The following is an 18,794-nucleotide window of genomic DNA, read 5'->3' as shown; positions in this document are numbered from 1 at the left end:
AGGGGGTGGTCTGGCTCACGGGGTCTCCTGGGTGGTGCTCTGCACGGGGCTGGGGGTGGGGTCCTGGCGGCCGTCGGCCAGGGCGATCATCCGCGCCGCGAGCGCGGGCCCGCCGGCGGGGTCGCGGGCGACGAGCAGCACGGTGTCGTCTCCGGCGATGCAGCCCATCACCTCGGGCAGGGCGGCGTGGTCGACGGCGGACGCGAGGAACTGCGCGGCGCCCGGAGGGGTCCTGACGACGACGAGGTTGGCCGAGGCCTCGGCGGTGACGAGGAGCTCCTCGCACAGCCGCGCCAGGCGGGCGGAGCGCCCGGCCTCGGGGACGGCGGGACGGGGGGTGCGGTCTCCCCCCTCGGCGGGGACCCCGTAGACGAGGGCTCCCCCGAGGCTGGCCGAGCGCACCTTGACCGCGCCGAGCTCGACCAGGTCGCGCGACAGCGTGGCCTGGGTGACGACGACGCCGCTGGCCGCCAGCAGCTCGGCGAGCTCCGTCTGGGAGCGCACCGGCTGCTGGCCGATCAGCGCGGCGATGCGCGCCCGCCGGGCGGTCGGCGTCGTCGGCGTCGTCGGCGCGGCCGACGGGGAGCTGCCGGTCATGAGCGCCGCTGGTCTCCGCGGGCCTCGAGCAGCGCCACGAGCAGGGCCTTCTGGGCGTGGAGGCGGTTCTCCGCCTCGTCCCACACCCACGAGCCGGGCCCGTCGAGGTAGGAGGCGTCGACCTCCTTGCCGCGGTAGGCGGGCAGGCAGTGCAGCACGCCCGCGCCGGGCGCCGCGCCGGCCATGAGCTCCGGCGTCACGGCGAACGGCACGAACGGGGTCTCGCGGTCAGCGGCCTCCGCCTCCTGGCCCATCGACACCCACGTGTCGGTGGCCACCACGTCGGCGCCCTCCACGGCCTCGGCGGCGTCGTGGACGACGGTCACCGAGCCCCCGGTCGCCGCCGCGGCGCGACGGGCGTCCTCCAGGACGCCGGCGTCGGGCAGGTGCGTCCCGGGGGTGCCGACGCGCACGTGCAGGCCGGCCACCGCCCCGCCCAGCAGGTAGGAGTTGGCCATGTTGTTGTTGCCGTCGCCGACGTAGGCGAACACCGTGCCGGGCAGGCCGTCGACGCCGCCCGGCCTGTGCTCGGCGACCGTCTGGAGGTCGGCGAGGACCTGGCACGGGTGCAGCAGGTCGGTGAGGGCGTTGACCACCGGCACGCTGCTCGCGGCGGCCATGGCCTCCAGGTCGGCCTGGGCGAAGGTCCGCCAGGTGATGGCGGCCACCTGCCGCGACAGCACGCGCGCGGTGTCGGCCACCGGCTCCCCGCGACCCAGCTGGCTGGTGGAGGCGTCGATGACGAGCGGGAACCCGCCCAGCTCGGCCACGCCGACGGAGAAGGACAGGCGCGTGCGCGTCGACGGCTTGTCGAAGAGCAGCGCCGCCGTCTTCGGGCCCTCCAGCGGCCGGCGCGGGTGCCGTCCAGCAGCGCGCTCGGCCTTGAGCTCGACCGCCAGCCGCAGGACGTCGGCCTGCTGGGCCTGGGTGAGGTCGTCGTCGCGCAGGAAGTGCTGCGGGAACTGGCTGGTCATTCTGGGCTCCCGGTCGGGGCGGGCTGGGCGGGGGCCGCAGCCGCAGCACGGGCGGCGGCGGCGCGGGCGAGGATGCCGGGGAGGGCGTCGGTGAGCTCGGCCAGCTGCGCGTCGGTGATGACGAGCGGCGGGGCGAGGCGGACGGCGTCGGGCGCGACGGCGTTGACGATGAACCCGGCCTCCAGCGCCGCGGCGGCCACGTCCTTGGACGCGGGGGCGTCGAGGACGAGGGCCTGGAGGGCCCCGACGCCGCGCAGGCCGGTCAGCAGGGGGGCTCCGTCAGCGACGAGGGCGTCGACGGCGGCCTGCAGCTGCTCGCCGACCCGGGTGGCGCGCTCGGCGAGGCCGTCGCGCTCCACCACGTGCAGCACCGCGAGGCCCGCGGCGGTGGCCAGCGGGTTGCCGCCGTAGGTCGTGCCGTGCTGGCCGGCGCCGAGCAGCCCCGCGGCCCTCTCGGTCACGGCGACGGCGGCGCCCACGGGCACCCCGCCGCCGAGGGCCTTGGCCAGGGTGACGACGTCGGGCAGCGTGCCGGCGTCCAGGCCCAGGCCGGGCAGCTGGTGGGCGAACCACGCGCCGGTGCGCGCGATGCCGGTCTGGACCTCGTCGAGCACGAGCAGCGCCCCGGCCTCGGAGGTGAGGCGCCGCGCGGCGGCGAGGTAGCCGTCGGGGGCGGGCAGCACGCCGCCCTCCCCCTGCACCGGCTCGAGCACCACCGCGGCGACCTCACCGGCGGTGTGGTCGGCCAGGGCGGCCGCGAGCGCGTCGACGTCGCCGTAGGGCACGTGCTCGACACCGCCCGGCAGCGGCGCGAAGGGCTCGCGGTAGCTGGGGTTCCACGTCATGGCGAGGGCGCCCATGGTGCGGCCGTGGAAGGCGCCCTGCGCCGCGACGATCCGCGGGCGGCCGGTGCGGCGCGCGATCTTGAAGGCGGCCTCGTTCGCCTCGGCGCCGGAGTTGGTGAAGAACACGCGCCCGCCGGGCTCGGCGCGCGTGATGGCGAGCAGCTGCTCGGCCAGGGCCACCTGCGCGGGCGTGGCGAAGAAGTTGGAGACGTGCCCCAGGGTGGCCAGCTGGCTGGTCACCGCGGCCGTCAGCAGCGGGTGCGCGTGCCCGAGCACCGACGTGGCGATGCCGGCGAGCAGGTCGACGTAGCGGCGCCCGTCGGCGTCCCAGACCTGGGCGCCCTCGCCGCGCACCAGGGTGCGCAGCGGGGTGCCGTAGGTGCCCATGACGGCCCGGCCGTGGCGCTCCAGCCAGGCGGCGCTCCCGCCGTCGGGGTGCGCGAGCGCCGGGGGGAGCTCTGGGGCCGGTCCGGTCGCCGCCTCGGAGAGGTGCCTGCCGGTCACGGCTGCACCATCGTGCCGACGCCGGAGTCGGTGAAGACCTCCAGCAGCAGGGTGTGGGGCACGCGGCCGTCGACCACGTGCGCGGCCTCGACGCCCCCGCGCACCGCGCGCAGGCACGCCTCCATCTTCGGGACCATCCCCGACTGCAGGCCCGGGAGCACCTGCTCCAGCTCGGCGGCGCTGATCTGGCTGACCAGCGAGGTGCGGTCGGGCCAGTCGCTGTAGAGGCCCTCGACGTCGGTGAGCACGATCAGCTTCCTCGCTCCGAGGGCCACCGCGAGGGCGGCCGCGGCGGTGTCGGCGTTGACGTTGAGCACGCCGTCGCCGCTCTCGTCGGGGGCGACGGTGGCGACGACGGGGATGCGGCCGGCGTCGAGCAGGTCGAGGACGGCGCGGGGGTCGACCGCGACGACGTCGCCGACCAGGCCGACGTCGACGGGCTCGCCGTCGACCACGGCGTGGCGGCGGCGCGCGGTGAAGAGGCCTGCGTCCTCGCCGCTCAGGCCCACGGCGTGCGGGCCGGAGGCGTTGAGCAGACCCACGAGCTCGCGGCCCACGGAGCCGGTGAGCACCATCCGCACGACGTCCATGACCTCGGGGGTGGTGACGCGCAGCCCGCCGCGGAACTCGCTCGGGATGCCCAGGCGGCCGAGCATGCGGGAGATCTGCGGTCCGCCGCCGTGGACGACGACGGGGCGCAGGCCCGCCAGCCGCAGGAAGTTCACGTCGGCGGCGAAGGCGCGGGTGAGCTCGTCGTCGACCATGGCGTTGCCGCCGTACTTGACCACGACGAGGGCGCCGTGGAACTGCTCGAGCCACGGCAGGGCCTCGACCAGGACGGCGGCCTTGTCGCCGGCGCCGAGGGCGCGCAGCGCCGCGGACGGGGCGGTGGAGGCGCTCACGTCGAGTACGCGCTGTTCTCGTGGACGTAGTCGTGGGTGAGGTCGTTGGTCCACACCACCGCGGACTGCCCGCCCGCGTGGAGGTCGACCACGATGCGCACCTCGCGGCCCGACAGGTCGACCCCGGAGCGGTCGTCGCCGATCCCGCCGGCGCGGCAGACCTGGACGCCGTTGAAGGAGACGTCGAGGGCGTCCGCGTCGAAGGCGGCGGCGGTGGTGCCCACTGCCGCCAGCACGCGGCCCCAGTTCGGGTCGCCGCCGAAGATCGCGGCCTTGAGGAGGTTGGAGCGGGTGACCGCGCGGGCCACCTCGACGGCGTCGGCCTCGGAGGCCGCGCCGACCACCTCGACGGCGACGTCGTGGCTGGCGCCCTCGGCGTCGGCCACGAGCTGGCGGGCGAGGTCGGCGCAGACCGCGGTGACGGCCTCGCGCAGCGCCTCCCCCGTGGGCGCGGCGCCCGACGCCCCGGAGGCCAGGAGGAGCACGGTGTCGTTGGTGCTCATGCAGCCGTCGGAGTCGACCCTGTCGAAGGTGACCCGGGTGGCCGCGCGGAGCACCGCGTCGAGCACGGCGGGCTCGGCCACGGCGTCGGTGGTGACGACGACGAGCATCGTGGCCAGCCCGGGGGCGAGCATGCCCGCGCCCTTGGCCATCCCGCCGACGCTCCACGCGGGAGCGCCGTCGGCGCCGTCCACGTGCACCACGGCCTGCTTCGAGACCGAGTCGGTGGTCATGATCGCGGTGGCCGCGTCCGCGCCGCCCTGCGCGCCGGAGCCGTCGAGCGCCGCCGCTGCCGCGGTGACGCCGGCGAGCAGCTTCTCCATCGGCAGGCGCTCGCCGATCAGCCCGGTGGAGCAGACGGCGACGTCCGCGGCGCCGACCCCGAGGGCCGTGGCCACGGCCTCGGCCGTCGCGTGGGTGTCGACGAAGCCCGGGGCGCCGGTGCAGGCGTTGGCCCCGCCGGAGTTCAGCACCACGGCGTCGCAGCGACCGTCGGACAGCGCCTGGCGGGTCCACCTCACGGGCGCCGCCTGCACGCGGTTGGTGGTGAGCACCACCGCGGCGTCGTGGCGGGGACCGTCGTTGACCACGAGGGCGAGGTCGGGCTTCCCGCTGGCCTTGAGACCGGCGGTGGTGCCGGCGGCGCGGAACCCGGCGGGGCGGTGACGCCCGTGCGGACGGCGCGGTCCGCGCGGTCGGTCGAGCTGGTCATGCGGCCAGCACCTCCACCTCGTGGCCCGCGGCGCGCCAGGCGGCGCGCGCGGGCGCGGTGCTGCTGGCGGGCACCAGGACCCAGTCCGTGGCGAAGGTCGAGACGGCGAACACGCTGATGCCTCCATCGGCGAGCGGGCGGAGCAGACCGGCGAGCACGCCGGTCAGGGCGGAGTCGGTGGGACCGGCGACCTCGTAGGCCGCGTAGGGGCCCTGCACGGGGCCGGGCAGCTGCTCGGGCACCGCGAGGGTGGGGCAGACGACGCTGAGCTCCTCGGTGCTGCGGGTCACCGAGACCAGGGGGCCGCCGCGGGCCCAGCTGGGCTCGGGGGCGTCGGCGGGCAGGCGCACCACGGAGACGGCGCCCCGGTGCTCGTGGAGCACCACGCCGCGCCCGCCCGTCACCTCGGTCGAGCCGGTGGGGGCGCTCACGGGGCCAGCCCCACCGCGGTCAGCCCGGCGGTCTCGGGGAACCCGAACGCGAGGTTCAGGCACTGCACGGCGGCACCCGCGGTGCCCTTGACGAGGTTGTCCTCGGCGGCGACGACGACGACGCGGCCCACGCGCTCGTCCAGGACCAGGCCCATCGAGACGGCGTTCGAGCCGAGCACGTCGGCGGTGCGCGGCCAGGAGCCCTCGGGCAGCACGGTGACGAACGGCTCGTCGTCGTAGGCCGCCTCCCACGCGGAGCGCAGCTGGGCGGCGGTCACCCCGGAGCGCACCCGGGCGGTGCAGGTGGCGAGGATGCCGCGCGGCATCGGCGCGAGCGTCGGGGTGAAGCTGACGCTGACGGGCTCGCCCGCGGCACCCGACAGGTTCTGCTCGACCTCGGGGGTGTGGCGGTGGACGCCGCCCACGCCGTAGGGGCTCATCGAGCCCATGACCTCGCTGCCCAGCAGGTTCGCCTTGAGGCCCTTGCCCGCGCCGGAGGTGCCCGAGGCGGCGACGACGACGACGTCGGCCGGCTCCAGCAGGCCGGCGGCGAAGCCCGGTGCCAGCGCCAGGGAGATCCCCGTGGGGTAGCAGCCCGGGACGGCGACGCGGCGGGCGCCGACGAGGGCGTCGCGCTGCTTCGCCGGCGCTCCCGCACCCCCACCCGTCGGCCGGGTGGGCAGCTCGGGCATGCCGTACGGCCAGGTGCCGGCGTGGTCGGTGCCGTAGAAGGTCTTCCAGGCCACCGGGTCGGCCAGGCGGTGGTCGGCGCCGCAGTCGAGCACGACAGGGCTGCGGTCCAGCTGCTCGAGCTCACGGCTGAGCGCGGCCGAGGCGCCGTGCGGCAGGGCCAGGACCACGGCGTCGTGCTCGGCGAGGAGCTCGGGGGTGGTCTCGGCGAGCACGCGGTCGGCGAGCGGCAGCAGGTGCTGGTGCACGGTGCCGAGCCGCGCCCCGGCGCTGGAGGCGGCCGTGACCGCCCCGACCTCGACCTCGGGGTGCCCGAGCAGGAGGCGCAGCGCCTCACCCCCGGCGTACCCGCTCGCCCCCGCCACAGCCACCCTGATCACCCGCAGATCATACAGAGGCGTGCATGACCATGCAAAGGCCGGGTGGGTCGGTGACGCGCTCAGCGCAGCGGGTCGTCCTCGCCCCAGGGGCGCAGCCGCAGGGTGCGGTCGTCGTCGTCCAGCCCCGCGGCCGCGCGCGCCGCGAGCGAGGCGGGGGTGTCGGCGCCGGCGCGGACCATGCGGCCCGACCACGCGTCGAGCTCGCCGCGGGCGAAGGCGACCGCGAGCGCGTCGACCTCCTCCTGCGAGGTCCACTGGTCGCGCTGGCGGCGCTGCTCGTGGGCGGCCATCGCCAGCGTCATCGGGGTCCGCACCACCCCGGGCGCGAGCTCCAGGACGGAGATGCCGTGCGCGGCGCCGGCGACGTGGAGGTTGCCGCCCAGCCGGAAGAGCCCGGCCTTGGCGGCGTTGTACGCCGAGTACACGGGGCTGTCCTTGATGCCGGCGCCGGAGTCGAGGTGGAGCACGCGGCCCCCGCCGCGGGCCACCATGCCGGGCACCACGGCGCGGACCGCGTGGAAGGCGCCGACCAGGTCGACGTCGACGACGCGGCGCCACTCGGCGGGGTCGGCCTCCCACACGGGGACCTCCACCGCCTCGATGACGCCCGCGGCCGAGACCAGCAGGTCGGCGGGGCCGAGCTGGGACTCGAGGTGGTCCACGGCCCGCTGGAGGCCGGGCAGGTCGACGACGTCGGCCGGCACCGCGGCGCACCGGGCGCCGGTGGCCCGGACCTCCTGCAGCGCCTCGGCCAGGCGCTCGCCGTCGCGGCCCAGGAGCCCGACGGCCAGGCCCGCCCGGCCGAGGGCGGTGGCCAGGCCGCGGCCGATGCCGCTGGTCGCGCCGGTGACCAGCGCGACCCTGCTGGGCGCCGGGGCGCATCCCTCCCCCACGGCTCAGGCCCCCCGCAGGACGGCGCCGTGGCGGCGGGCGGCCTCGGCCACCGCCGCCTCGCGCACGGCCGCGGCGTCGGCGGCGGTGAGGGTGCGGCCCTGGGCGCGCAGGCGCAGCGAGAACGCAAGCGACCGGTGGCCCTCGGGCACCGGGGCGCCGGTGTAGACGTCGAAGAGGCGGACCTCCTCGACCAGGGACCCGGCCCCGACGCCCTCCTCCGCGGAGGCCGCGCCGGCCAGCAGCGCCTGTCGCACCGACTCGGCCGGCACGGAGGACTCGACCACGAGCGCGACGTCCTCCTTGGACGGCGGGAACGCCGACAGCCGGGGCGCGGGCACCAGGTCGGGCGCGGCCGCCACGAGCGCGTCGAGGTCCAGCTCGAACGCGCAGGTGCGCGCAGGCAGCTCCAGCGCGGTGACGACGGCGGGGTGCAGCTCGCCGGCGTGGCCGACGGTCACCGGGGTCCCGTCCTCGGTCGGCAGCGACAGGCGCGCGCAGCGGCCCGGGTGCCACGGCGCGACGGCGTCGTTGCTGAGCTCCAGCTCCAGGCGCAGCGCCCCGGCGACCACCTGGGCCGCCGCGACGGCGTCGTGGACGTCGGCGGCGCGGCCCGGGCCCCACCAGCCCTCGCGCTCCACGCGCCCGGACAGCACGCCCGCCAGGTGCACGGGCTGGTGCGGCACGGCGGCCTGGAGCGCCTCGAGCTCGGCGGCGGACGGGCGGTGGTCGACCCCGGGGCGCGGCGCCGGGCGCTGCCCGGCGACGACCTCGGGGTCGGGCAGCGTCACGCTGCCCAGCTCGAACAGGGCCGCGTCGGCGGCGCCGCGGCTGGTGTTGCGGCGCAGCACGTCGAGCAGGGTCGCGAGGACGGAGGTGCGCAGCAGCGGCTGCTCCTCCGAGAGCGGGTTGGCCAGGCGCAGGGCGACCCGGCGGGGGTCGTCGGCGGGCAGGCCGAGCTGGTCGCTGCGCCCGGCGCTGGTGAACGGGTACGAGCGCACCTCGACCAGCCCGGCGGCGGCGAGGGCGTCGCTGACGCGGCGGCGGGCCCGCTGGGCGGCCGTGAGCCCGCGCCCGGGGGGCGCCGGCGGCAGCTCGGACGGGATCGCCTCGTAGCCGTGCAGGCGCACGACCTCCTCGACCAGGTCGACGGGCTGCACCAGGTCGGGGCGCCACGTCGGCGGGTGGACGGCGAGGTCGTCGCCGGCCTCCTCGACGCGGCAGCCGACCTGCTCCAGCAGCTCGACCACGCGCCGCGAGCCGAGCTGGTCGGCCGGCACCCCCGACAGGCGCGCGGCCAGCCCGACGGGCAGGGAGACCGCCGCGGGCTCCAGCACCGCCCCGGGGGCGACCACGTCGGTGGCGGCGGGGTCCGCCGTCCCCCCGCCGTGCTCGACCAGGAGGCGCACCGCGAGCTCGGCGGCCGCGGCCTGCAGCGCCGTGTCGACGCCGCGCTCGAAGCGCTTGCTCGCCTCGCTGGGCAGCTTGTGGCGGCGGGCCGACCTCGCGATCGTCACCGGGTCGAAGCGGGCGGCCTCGACCAGCACGTCCTGCGTGGAGGCGCTGACCTCGGTCTCGCGGCCGCCCATCACGCCGGCGATGCCGATGGCGCGCTCGCCGGCGGGGCCGTCGGCGATGAGGAGGTCCTCGGGGTCGAGCGTGCGGACCACGCCGTCGAGGGTGGCCATCCGCTCCCCCGCGCGGGCGCGGCGGACCACGAGGGGCCCGTCGAGGGTGGCGAGGTCGTAGGCGTGGAGGGGCTGGCCCAGCTCGAGCATCACGTGGTTGGTGACGTCGACCGCCAGGGAGATCGGCCGCATGCCCGCCTGCTGCAGGCGGCGCTGCAGCCAGTAGGGCGAGGGACCGCTCGCGTCGACGCCGCGCACCACGCGGGTGACGAACCGCGTGCATCCCGGGGCGCCGTGCACGGGGGCCTCGTCGCGCAGCTCGACGGGGTGGCCCCCCGAGGTGGGGGCGGGGACCTCGACGTCGGCCGGGTCGCGGAAGGCCGTCGCCACGTCGAGCCCGGCGCCGTGCACGTACTCGCGGGCCAGGCCGCGCACCGAGAAGCAGTAGCCGCGGTCGGGGGTGACGTTGACCTCCACGACCTCCTCGGTGAGCCCGAGCAGCGCGAGCGCGTCCTGGCCGGGCTCCAGGGCCGAGGCCCCGGCGCCCAGGAGGCGCTGCAGCACGATGATGCCGTCGTGGTCCTCGCCGAGGCCCAGCTCGCGGGCGGAGCAGATCATGCCGTCGGAGACGTGGCCGTAGGTCTTGCGCGCCGCGATCGGGAACGGGCCGGGCAGCACCGCCCCGGGGTGGCGACGACGACCAGGTCGCCGGCGGTGAAGTTGCTGGCGCCGCAGACGACGCCGCGGGGCTCCTCGCCGCGGGCCAGCTCACCGGTGTCGACCGAGCACCAGTTGATGGTCTTGCCGTTCTTCTGCGGCTCGGGGTCGGCGGAGAGGACGCGGCCCACGACCACGGGGCCGGTGGTGCCCCCGCTGTGCAGGCCCTCCTCCTCCAGGCCCACGCGCACGAGGGCGGCGGCGACGTCCTCGCCGGTCGCGGTGGCGGGGACGTCGGCCCACTGGCGCAGCCAGCTCATCGGCGCGCGCATCAGAGGGCCGTCCCGAGTCCGGTGCCGAACGCCCGGGAGAACCTGGCGTCTCCCTCGACCATGTCGCGCATGTCGCCCACTCCGTTGCGGATCTGCAGGATCCTCTCGATGCCCATCCCGAAGGCGAACCCCGTGTAGCGGTCGGGGTCGACGCCGCAGGCCCGCAGCACGTTCGGGTTGACCATGCCGCAGCCCCCCAGCTCGAGCCAGCCGCTCCCGGACCCGTCGGGCCGCTCGAACCAGACGTCGAGCTCCGCCGACGGCTCGGTGAAGGGGAAGAAGCTGGGGCGCAGGCGCGTGCGCGCGCTGGGCCCAGCACCGCCTGCGCCAGCCGGTCGAGCGTGCCGCGCAGGTGGGCCATCGTCAGGCCCTCGTCGACGGCGATCGCCTCGAGCTGGTTGAAGACCGGCGTGTGCGTGGCGTCGAGCTCGTCGGTGCGGAAGGTGCGGCCCGGGCACACCACGTACAGCGGCGCACCGCGCTCCAGCAGCGACCGCGCCTGGACCGGGGAGGTGTGCGTGCGCATCACCAGGCCGGCGCTCGGCGGGTCGACGAAGAAGGTGTCCTGCATCTGGCGGGCGGGGTGGTCGACGCCGAAGTTCAGGGCGTCGAAGTTGAACCACTCCGCCTCGACCTCGGGGCCCTCGGCCACCTCGTAGCCCATGGCGGTGAAGACGTCCTCGAGGCGCTCCGCGACCAGGGAGAGCGGGTGGCGGGCCCCGACCGGGCCGCGCAGCGCGGGCAGCGTGACGTCGACGGTCTCCTCGACCAGCACCCGCGCGTCGCGCTCGGCCTCGAGCTCGGCCGTGCGCCGCTCCAGGGCGGCGCGCACGCGCCCGCGGGCCTGGCCCACGAGCTTGCCGACGGCGGCGCGCTCGGCGGGCGGGACCTCGGCGATGGCGCGGTTGGCGAGCGCCAGGGGGCTGCGGTCACCGGCGTGGGCGAGCCGCACCTCCTTCAGCTCCGCCAGGTCGGTCGCGGCCGCCAGGGCCTCCAGGGCGGCGGCGACGCCGGCCTCGACGGCGGCCTCGCTCAGGGGACCGCCGGAGGGCTCCGGCGCGGCCGCGGGCGCAGCGGCGGGCTCGTCGTTCTGCTGGGGCACCGGGCAAGCCTGCCAGAGCGCGGTCGGCGCCCGCTCGGGCCACCACCCCGGCGGGCCAGCCGCGGGGAGCGGGTCAGCCCCGGCTGGTCGCCCGCCGGTCCGCGCCCCGCCGGCGGTCCACCAGCGCCGTCGGCGGCAGCTGCACGAAGTCGGGGACGGCGGCCGGCAGCGTGAACCGGAACCGAGCGCCTCCCGCCGGGGAGGCGCCGACGGTGATCCGCCCGCCGTGGGCCTCCACCAGGCCGCGCACCACGTACAGGCCCAGGCCCGTGCCCCCGCGCCGCGAGCCCCGCCAGAACTTGGTGAAGACGACGCCGATGTGCTCCGCCGGGATGCCCTCGCCCTCGTCGTCGACCACCACGGCCACGCCGTCGCCGTCGGGGTCCGCGGCCACCACCAGGTCGATCGTCCCGGCGCCGTGGCGCACCGCGTTGCCGACCAGGTTCGACAGCACCTGCTCCAGCCGGTCGGGGTCGGCCCACACCTCCGGCAGCGGCGAGGCGAGCGCCACCCGGAACCTCTCGGCGGGCTGCCCGGTGGCCACCATCCGGTCGACCTGTCCGCGCACCATCGCCGGCAGGTCGACCACCTGGCGCTTCACCTCCAGGCGCCCCGCGTCCATGCGGGAGATGTCGAGCAGCTCGGCGATGAGGCGGGTGACCCGGTCGGCGTCGGCCTCCACCGTCTCCAGCATCAGCCGCTTCTGCGCGTCCGTGAGGCGCTCCCAGCGGCGCAGCATCGTGGACGTGAAGCCCTTCACCGACGTCAGCGGCGAGCGCAGCTCGTGCGCCACCGTCGAGATCAGCCCGGCGTGGTCGTTCTCCCAGCCTCCGGCGCGCCTCGGTGTCGCGCAGCTGCAGCACCACCCGCTCCACCGGTGCGCTGCGCCCGCTGCGCACGTAGCGCGCCGTGACCAGCACCTCGTGGTCTCCCGGCAGCACCAGCAGGCGCTCGCGGTGCCCGGTGCGGGTCGCGAGGCCGCGGAACGGGTCGGTGCAGGCCCACCAGTCGCGGCCGGTCGTGTCCTGGAGCGGCAGGGCCGTGCGCACGTCACGGCCCAGCAGGTCCTCGCGGCGGATGCCGGTGCAGCGCTCCGCGCTGGCGTTGACCACCTGCACGCGCGCGTCGGCACCGACGACGACGAGGCCGTCGGGGAGCTCGTCGACGAGGTCCCGGGCACCGTCCACGCGGCGACCGTACCCCCGCCCGGGAGTGGCGCGTCACCAGTGGTGACGTTCCGCAGTCACTCCCGCGGGGCCGCCGGTCAGGCGGGGGCGCTCCCGACGTGGAGCTCGAACCACACGATCTTGCCGATGCTGTCGTCGCGGACGCCCCACCGCGTGGTGAGCAGGTCGACGATGAACAGGCCCCGCCCGTCGAGCGCGCCGTCGTCGGCGGGCTGCAGGTGGGGGTGGCGGGAGTTGTCGTCACCGACCTCGATGCGCACCAGCCCGGGAGCGGTGCTCACCCACAGCCTGACGTCGGAGCGGCCGTGGACGATGGCGTTGGTGACCAGCTCGCTGGTGCACAGCAGGGCGCTGTCGCAGGTGTCCGGGGGCAGGTGCGCGTCCTGGCAGGCCCGCGCCACGAGCCGGCGGGCCTGACCGGCGGCTTCGGGGCCGCAGGGCAGCACGGTCTCGGTCACGGCAGCCGCTCCGCCGCGCCGGCGCCGCCCGGGGGCGTCGTCTCCTCCACGGGACCAGTGTGGACGACGGCGCCCGCGGACCCGCCGAGGCCCTCCGGCGCGTCGCGGCGGGCTCCCCGCCGGGCCGCGCGCTGGGCCGTCCGCTGGGCCCGCGCGCTGGCGTACAGGCAGACGGCCGCGGCGGTGGCGAGGTTCAGGCTCTCGGCGGACCCGTGGAGGGGCACGCGCACGGCCAGGTCGGCCAGCTCGCGCTCGGCGGGCGACAGGCCGCTGGCCTCGTTGCCGAACAGCCAGGCCGTCGGCCCGAGCAGCGGTCCGGTGCCGGCGGCGGCGTCGTCGAGGAGCTCGTCGAGGTCGGCGCTGCCCCGTCCGGGGACGCCGTCGGTGGCGAGCACCACGAGGCCGGCGGCGCGCAGGGCCTCGACGGACGCAGCGGCGTCGACCCCCTGGACGACGTCGAGGTGGAAGAGGCTGCCCGCGGTCGAGCGGACCACCTTCGGGTTGTGGACGTCGACGCTGCCGCGGGTCAGGACGGCCGCCCCGGCGCCCGCGGCGTCGGCGACGCGGATGACGGTGCCGGCGTTGCCCGGGTCCTGGACGCGGGCGAGCAGCGCCACCAGGGCCGGCGGACCGGGGCTGCCGGTCGAGCGGTCCGCGCCGCGCAGGACGGCGTCGAGGTCGGGGCGGACGGCGTCGCACACGGCGACGACGCCCTGGGGGGTGCGGGTGCCCGACAGGGCTCGGAGGACCTCGTCGGTGCAGGTCAGCAGCTCGGCCCCGGCGCGGGAGGCGCCGGGGCCGAGCTCGGGGTGCTTCTCGAGGGCCGCGGGGACGGCCACGACGGTCCGCACGCGGTGCGGGGCCGGGGCCGCCAGCGCCTCGCGGACCGCCTGCGGGCCCTCGGCGAGGAAGGCCCCGGAGCGCTCGCGCCCCGGGGCCGTGGCCAGGCGGGCCAGGGAGCGCACGCGGTCGGCGCGGGGGTTGGCCAGGGCCACCTCCGGCACCGCCCGGGTGGTGGCCACCCGGGCGGTGCTGCCCGCACCCGTCACGCCGCGCTCTCCCGACCCCGCCGGACCGCTGCTCCGACCGGCCCTCAGGCCGCCGAGGCGGCGGGGGCCGAGGTGTCCGCGGGGAGGGCGGCGCGAGCCGTGCCCACCAGCGCGGTGAAGGCGGCCGGGTCGCTCACGGCGAGCTCGGCGAGCATGCGGCGGTCGACCTCGACACCCGCGGCCTTGAGGCCCTGGATGAAGCGGTTGTAGGTCATGCCGTTGTCGCGGACCGCGGCGTTGATGCGCTGGATCCACAGGCGGCGGAAGTCGCCCTTGCGGGCGCGGCGGTCGCGGTACGCGTAGACGAGGGAGTGGGTGACCTGCTCCTTGGCCTTGCGGTACAGCCGCGAGCGCTGGCCGCGGTAGCCGCTGGCGCGCTCGAGGGTGGTGCGGCGCTTCTTCTGGGCGTTCACTGCCCGCTTGACGCGTGCCACGGGGGTGCTCCTGGGTCTTCTCGGGGGTGGTGTGGGGCGCCCGGCCGCTGGTCAGCGGCTCGGGCGGGGCGCGAGGTGCGCGGAGGTCAGAGGCCGAGCAGGCGCTTGGCGCGCCCGACGTCGGCCGGGGAGAGCTCGGTGTCGACGGCCAGAGCGCGCTTGCGGCGGCTCGACTTGACCTCGAGCAGGTGGCGCAGGTTGGTGCGCTCGCGCGTGATCTTGCCCGACCCGGTGACCTTGAAGCGCTTCTTGGCGCCGCTGTGGGTCTTCATCTTCGGCATGGTGACCGTCCTCCTGGTTGATGCCCGGGCAGGGTGCGTGCCCGGCTTCCGTGCTGCGTGCGCCCGGGAGGGTCTCCTCCCGGGCCGTGGGCTCCTCAGCCCCGGTGCGACCTCAGTCGTCCGAGGGCGGCGGGGCCGTGGGGCGTGCGGGACGCGGGGCCGGGCGCGGCACCGGCCGCGGTCCGGGGGTGTCACCCGCCGGGCGGGCCGCCGGGGGCCGCGGCGCCGGAGCGCCGCCCGGGACGGGAGCAGCGGGTGCTGCGCCCTCGCGGGGAGCCGACGGGCCCGGTGCCGGGCGACCGGCCGGGGCCGGGCGCGCGCCCGGGCCGGCGGGGGTGGCGCTGCCCGGGGCCGTGGCCGGACGCGGCGCGGGCCGCAGCGGGCGCGACGGCGCCCCCGGGCTCGTGCCGCGGGTGGCCGCGGGCCGGTCCGGGCGCTCGAAGCGCTCGGGGCGGTCCGACCGCTCGGGACGGTCCGACCCGGGACGCTCGAAGCGCTCCGGCCGGTCCGACCGCTCGGGACGGTCCGAGCCCGGACGCTCGAAGCGGTCGGGCCGCGACGGGCGCTCGAAGCGGTCGCCGCCGCGGGAGGGCGGGCCGCCGTAGGGGCGCGAGGAGCCCTCGCGGCCGCCGGCTGCGGCCGGGGCGGGCGCGGCGGACGGGGCGCGGCGGACGAACAGCGGCTCGTCGCCCTCGGCGATGATCGGGGAGACCTCGGGAGCGGGGGCGGGGGCCGCCTGCTCCTTCTCGGCCTGCTCGGCAGCGACCTTCTCGGCGCGCTCGATGCGGGCGGTGCGGTCGGCGTCGCGCTTGGTGCGCTGCTCGGCCTTCTGCTCCGACTTCACGTCGGCCTTGCGCCGCGAGGGGCTCATGACCATGACCATGTTGCGGCCGTCCTGCTGCGGGCTCGACTCGATGGAGCCGAAGTCCACGACGTCGTTCGCGAACCGCTGGAGCAGGCGCAGGCCCATCTCCGGGCGCGACTGCTCGCGGCCGCGGAACATGATCATGACCTTGACCTTGTCGCCGCCCTCGAGGAACTTCTGGGCGAAGACCTTCTTGGTCTCGTAGTCGTGCGGGTCGATCTTCAGGCGCAGCCGGACGGTCTTCAGCACGGTGTTCGACTGGTTCTTCCGAGCCTCGCGGTCCTTCATCGCGGACTCGTACTTGAACTTCCCGAAGTCCATGAGCTTGCAGACCGGGGGCTTCGCCTCGGGGCGACCTCGACCAGGTCGAGGTCGGCCTCCTCCGCCAGGCGCAGCGCGTCCTCGACGCGCACGATCCCGACCTGCTCACCGTTCGGCCCGACCAGCCGCACCTCGGGGACGCGGATGCGGTCGTTGATGCGCGGTTCGCTGATGTGCCTTGCTCCTTCACGACGGGCTGGGAACCACCGTCGCGGGAAGGGTCTCCCCCGGCGGACGCGTCGCGAGGGCCTGACCCGGCTCGTGCGGCGCGGGGCGTCGCTCGAGAGCCGCACGCGCTCCGAGAACTTCCGGGGCGGTGCGGTGGACCGGGGACCCGGCGGCCCGGGAGGGCCGACGCGGGTGGGAGGAGGCCTCCACTTGGCGCACCGGACCCCGTGCGGCGCTCGCTCCGGACGGGGTCCGGTGCGGGTGCGCGCTCGAGGTCGCGGTCGGTCAGTCGCCTAATGTAGCAGTGTGAGCGACCCGCAGCCCAGCAGCACCGTCCCGGCCGAGGGCGGGACCGACGAGGCGCGCGCCGTCCGCGACATCGCCGACGTGTCCGCCGTCGAGGTCGTCACCTCCGCCGCCGTCCACCTCATGAGCGCCGCCGCCGTGAAGTGCGGCCTCGCCGAGGACGCCGAGGAGGGCGCCCACCTCGACCTCGGGGAGGCCCGGGTGCTCATCACGGCGCTGGCCGGCCTGGTGACCGCCGCGGCGCCCGAGATCGGGAACCAGCACGCCCGCGCCCTGCGCGACGGCCTGCGCTCGCTGCAGCTCGCCTTCCAGGAGGCCTCCCCCTTCCCGGACGCCCCCGGCGCCGGGCCCGGCGAGAAGTGGACCGGCCCGGTCCGCTGAGCACCCCGGCGCAGCGGCTGGCGGTCGAGGAGCTGGGGTCCCCCGCCGCCGCTCCGGTGGTGCTGGTGCACGGCATCGGCTCCTCGGGCGCGTACTTCCGCCCGCTGGCCGACCGGCTCGCGCAGCGCTGGCGCGTGCTCGCCCCCGACCTGGCTGGACACGGCCGCTCCCCGCGGCCGCGGGCCCCGCTGACCGTGCGCGAGCACGCCGACGCGCTCGCCGCCCTGCTGGCCGAGCGGCTGGCCGGGCAGCCCGCCGGGCGCGACGCGCAGCGCCCCGTGCTGCTCGGGCACTCCCTGGGCGGCCAGGTGGTGGCCGCGCTGCTCGCGCGGCACCCGGGAGCCGCCCGCGCCGCCGTCCTGCTGGGCCCCACCGCCGACGACCGGGCGCGCAGCCCCCTGCGGCAGGGGCTGCGCCTCGCCCGCAACAGCCCGCGCGAGCCGCTCTCGCTGGCCCCGGTGCAGGCGGCGTCGTACCTGCGCTGCGGTCCGCGGACGTACCTCGGCACGGTCGGTCCGATGCTGTCGGACCGCGTCGAGGAGCACCTGGCCTCCACCAGCGCGCCGGTGCTGCTCGCCCGGGGCCAGCACGACCCGGTCGCGCCCCGCGCCTGGCTGGACCGCCTGGCGCTGCGCGTCCCGGCCGGGCTGCTGGTCGGCGTCCAGGAGGTGCCGGGTGCCCACCACGTGGCGCAGTGGTCGCACCCCGGGGTCGTCGCCGCGCTGGTCGAGGTCGCGGCCGAGGCCGCCGACCGCCGCCACCGGGGTCGGGCGTGAGCACGCCGACGCTTCACGTGCGCACCGCGGGCGAGCCCGGCGCCCCCGCCGTCGTCCTGCTGCACGGGATCGGGTCGTCGTCGGCGTACTTCCGGCGGCTGGTCCCCGAGCTCGCGGGCACCTGGCGGGTCGTCGCCCCGGACCTGCTCGGGCACGGCCGCTCCCCCCGCCCGCCGCGGGCCCCGGGCCGCCTGCTGCGCCCCCTGATCAGCATCGCCGACCACGCCGACGCCGTCGCGGCGCTGCTGGCGGAGCAGGGGGTGGGGCCGGCCGTCGTCGTCGGGCACTCGATGGGCAGCCAGGTCGCGGTGGAGCTGGCCGTGCGCCACCCGGGCGCCGTCGCGCGGCTGGTCGCGGTGACGCCGACCGTGGACGCCGGCGCCCGCACCCTCCTGCGGCAGACCGCCTGCATGCTCGCGAGCCTGGTGCGCGAGCCGCTCGGGGTTCTGCCGGTGCAGCTGGCCTCGCTCCTGGCGTGCGGGCCGGTCACCTACCTGCGCGCGGTCGGCCCGGTGCTGCGCCACCGCGTCGAGGACCACCTGCCCGACGTCGCCGTCCCCGTCACCGTCGTGCACGGCGAGCGCGACCCGCTCTGCTCCGACGGGTGGTCGGAGCACCTGGCCCGGGTGGCGCGCCGCGGCCGGCTCGTGGTGGTGCCCGGCTGCCACGTGCTGCAGTGGTCGCACCCGGCCGAGCTGGCCGCGGCCGTGGGCGGGCCGACGGCGTGAACGGCGCCGCCGTCGCGTGGTGGTGGGTGGCCGACTGGGTCTACGCGCTGCGCTGGCAGGTGCGGAGCCTGCGGCGGGGCTCGCCCCCGCACGACGGGCCGCCCGCGCCCGGCTGCCGCGACGTGGTGCTGGTGCCCGGCGTCTACGAGTCGTGGCGGTTCCTCGCACCGCTCACCGAGGCGCTGCGCGGGGCCGGGCACGCGGTGCACGCCGTGGAGGCCCTCGGCTTCCAGCGGGCGAGCATCCCCGACGGCGCCGACCTGGTCCGCCGCTTCGCCGCCGAGCGGGGGCTGCGCGGCGCGGCGCTGGTGGCGCACAGCAAGGGCGGCCTGGTGGGCAAGCTGCTCCTGGTGCAGGATGCCGAGAGCGGAGCCCCCGGCGGCCAGGACGCGGCCTTCGAGCGGCTGGTGGCGGTCAACACCCCGTTCGCCGGCTCGTCACTGGCCCGGTGGGTGCCGCTGCTGCGCTCGGTGCGCGCGTTCCGTCCGGACGACCCGCTGATCGCCCGGCTGGCCGCCGCCCACGGCGCGGACGACCGCATCACGGCGGTGCGCAGCGCCGTCGACCCCACCACCCCGCGCTCGCGCGACCTGCCCGGGGCCCGCAACGTCCGGCTGGACGCCGTGGGGCACTTCCGCGTGCTCAGCGACCGCCGGCTGCACCGGGCCGTGCTCGACGCCCTGCGCTGACGCCC

At 77.4% G+C, this 18,794-nt stretch carries 15 protein-coding genes and 5 pseudogenes; 4 read left to right on the top strand and 16 right to left on the bottom strand.

Going from position 1 to position 18,794, the window contains the following annotated elements; genetic code table 11:
• Positions 1 to 15 precede the first annotated feature (15 nt).
• The 16 genes and pseudogenes from F1641_RS04470 to infC all read right to left on the bottom strand — a co-directional run.
• Entirely contained in the window at positions 16 to 597 is a 582-nt protein-coding gene (locus tag F1641_RS04470; RefSeq protein ID WP_194903162.1) for an arginine repressor, read from the bottom strand.
• Positions 594 to 1,571 (bottom strand): ornithine carbamoyltransferase, encoded by a 978-nt coding sequence (gene argF, locus F1641_RS04465; protein ID WP_194903161.1) that lies wholly within the window; start codon positions 1,569 to 1,571, stop codon positions 594 to 596. Before argF ends, F1641_RS04470 begins: the two co-directional genes overlap by 4 nt.
• Positions 1,568 to 2,920 carry an acetylornithine transaminase gene (locus F1641_RS04460; RefSeq protein WP_194903160.1) on the bottom strand — a complete coding sequence of 451 codons (1,353 nt, stop codon included), beginning with the start codon at positions 2,918 to 2,920 and terminating at the stop codon, positions 1,568 to 1,570. The genes argF and F1641_RS04460 overlap by 4 nt, the downstream gene beginning before the upstream one ends.
• Entirely contained in the window at positions 2,917 to 3,822 is a 906-nt protein-coding gene (gene argB, locus F1641_RS04455; RefSeq protein ID WP_309225385.1) for an acetylglutamate kinase, read from the bottom strand. Before argB ends, F1641_RS04460 begins: the two co-directional genes overlap by 4 nt.
• Positions 3,819 to 4,982: pseudogene (gene argJ / locus F1641_RS04450) on the bottom strand (bifunctional glutamate N-acetyltransferase/amino-acid acetyltransferase ArgJ); the annotation flags it as partial. The gene argB and the pseudogene argJ, both read right to left, overlap by 4 nt.
• A gap of 49 nt (positions 4,983 to 5,031) precedes the next feature.
• On the bottom strand, positions 5,032 to 5,466 hold the full coding sequence (locus tag F1641_RS22900; RefSeq protein ID WP_309225384.1) for an ACT domain-containing protein: 435 nt from the start codon (positions 5,464 to 5,466) through the stop codon (positions 5,032 to 5,034).
• Positions 5,463 to 6,536 (bottom strand): N-acetyl-gamma-glutamyl-phosphate reductase, encoded by a 1,074-nt coding sequence (gene argC / locus F1641_RS04445; RefSeq protein ID WP_309225383.1) that lies wholly within the window; start codon positions 6,534 to 6,536, stop codon positions 5,463 to 5,465. The genes F1641_RS22900 and argC overlap by 4 nt, the downstream gene beginning before the upstream one ends.
• 59 nt (positions 6,537 to 6,595) lie before the next feature.
• Positions 6,596 to 7,429, bottom strand: a complete 834-nt coding sequence (locus tag F1641_RS04440) for an SDR family oxidoreductase (protein WP_194903158.1) — start codon at positions 7,427 to 7,429, stop codon at positions 6,596 to 6,598.
• A 3-nt stretch (positions 7,430 to 7,432) separates the two neighbouring features.
• Positions 7,433 to 10,044: pseudogene (pheT, locus tag F1641_RS04435) on the bottom strand (phenylalanine--tRNA ligase subunit beta).
• Positions 10,044 to 11,146, bottom strand: a pseudogene (gene pheS / locus F1641_RS04430) (phenylalanine--tRNA ligase subunit alpha). The pseudogenes pheT and pheS overlap by 1 nt, the downstream one beginning before the upstream one ends.
• A 142-nt stretch (positions 11,147 to 11,288) precedes the next feature.
• A pseudogene (locus F1641_RS23685) lies at positions 11,289 to 12,333 on the bottom strand (ATP-binding protein); the annotation flags it as partial.
• Positions 12,334 to 12,410: 77 nt separating this feature from the next.
• On the bottom strand, positions 12,411 to 12,791 hold the full coding sequence (locus F1641_RS04420; RefSeq protein ID WP_194903157.1) for an ATP-binding protein: 381 nt from the start codon (positions 12,789 to 12,791) through the stop codon (positions 12,411 to 12,413).
• A complete protein-coding gene (locus tag F1641_RS04415) occupies positions 12,788 to 13,813 on the bottom strand; it encodes an RNA methyltransferase (protein ID WP_194903156.1) in 1,026 nt (341 codons plus the stop codon). Before F1641_RS04415 ends, F1641_RS04420 begins: the two co-directional genes overlap by 4 nt.
• Positions 13,814 to 13,884: 71 nt before the next feature.
• Positions 13,885 to 14,274, bottom strand: a complete 390-nt coding sequence (gene rplT, locus F1641_RS04410; protein WP_194903155.1) for a 50S ribosomal protein L20 — start codon at positions 14,272 to 14,274, stop codon at positions 13,885 to 13,887.
• An 86-nt stretch (positions 14,275 to 14,360) separates the two neighbouring features.
• Complete coding sequence (gene rpmI / locus F1641_RS04405) at positions 14,361 to 14,555, bottom strand: 50S ribosomal protein L35 (protein WP_194903154.1); 195 nt, start codon at positions 14,553 to 14,555, stop codon at positions 14,361 to 14,363.
• Between the two features lie 718 nt (positions 14,556 to 15,273).
• A pseudogene (gene infC / locus F1641_RS20935) lies at positions 15,274 to 15,914 on the bottom strand (translation initiation factor IF-3); the annotation flags it as partial.
• Between the two features lie 301 nt (positions 15,915 to 16,215).
• On the opposite strand from infC, the gene F1641_RS04395 reads away from it, so the two are divergent.
• Genes F1641_RS04395 through F1641_RS04380 form a run of 4 tightly spaced genes read left to right on the top strand, consistent with a single transcriptional unit; the run spans position 16,216 to position 18,789 of the window.
• On the top strand, positions 16,216 to 16,596 hold the full coding sequence (locus F1641_RS04395; protein WP_194903153.1) for a DUF1844 domain-containing protein: 381 nt from the start codon (positions 16,216 to 16,218) through the stop codon (positions 16,594 to 16,596).
• Complete coding sequence (locus F1641_RS04390; RefSeq protein WP_194903152.1) at positions 16,575 to 17,372, top strand: alpha/beta fold hydrolase; 798 nt, start codon at positions 16,575 to 16,577, stop codon at positions 17,370 to 17,372. The genes F1641_RS04395 and F1641_RS04390 overlap by 22 nt, the downstream gene beginning before the upstream one ends.
• On the top strand, positions 17,369 to 18,100 hold the full coding sequence (locus F1641_RS04385) for an alpha/beta fold hydrolase (RefSeq protein WP_194903151.1): 732 nt from the start codon (positions 17,369 to 17,371) through the stop codon (positions 18,098 to 18,100). Before F1641_RS04390 ends, F1641_RS04385 begins: the two co-directional genes overlap by 4 nt.
• On the top strand, positions 18,097 to 18,789 hold the full coding sequence (locus tag F1641_RS04380) for a triacylglycerol lipase (protein ID WP_194903150.1): 693 nt from the start codon (positions 18,097 to 18,099) through the stop codon (positions 18,787 to 18,789). Before F1641_RS04385 ends, F1641_RS04380 begins: the two co-directional genes overlap by 4 nt.
• Positions 18,790 to 18,794: the final 5 nt, after the last annotated feature.

The sequence above is a fragment of the Quadrisphaera sp. INWT6 genome (genome assembly GCF_015390235.1).
Taxonomy (GTDB): Bacteria; Actinomycetota; Actinomycetes; order Actinomycetales; family Quadrisphaeraceae; genus Quadrisphaera.
The sequence above is the reverse complement of the archived record's forward strand: the minus strand, read 5'-3'. Positions and strand labels throughout refer to the sequence as shown.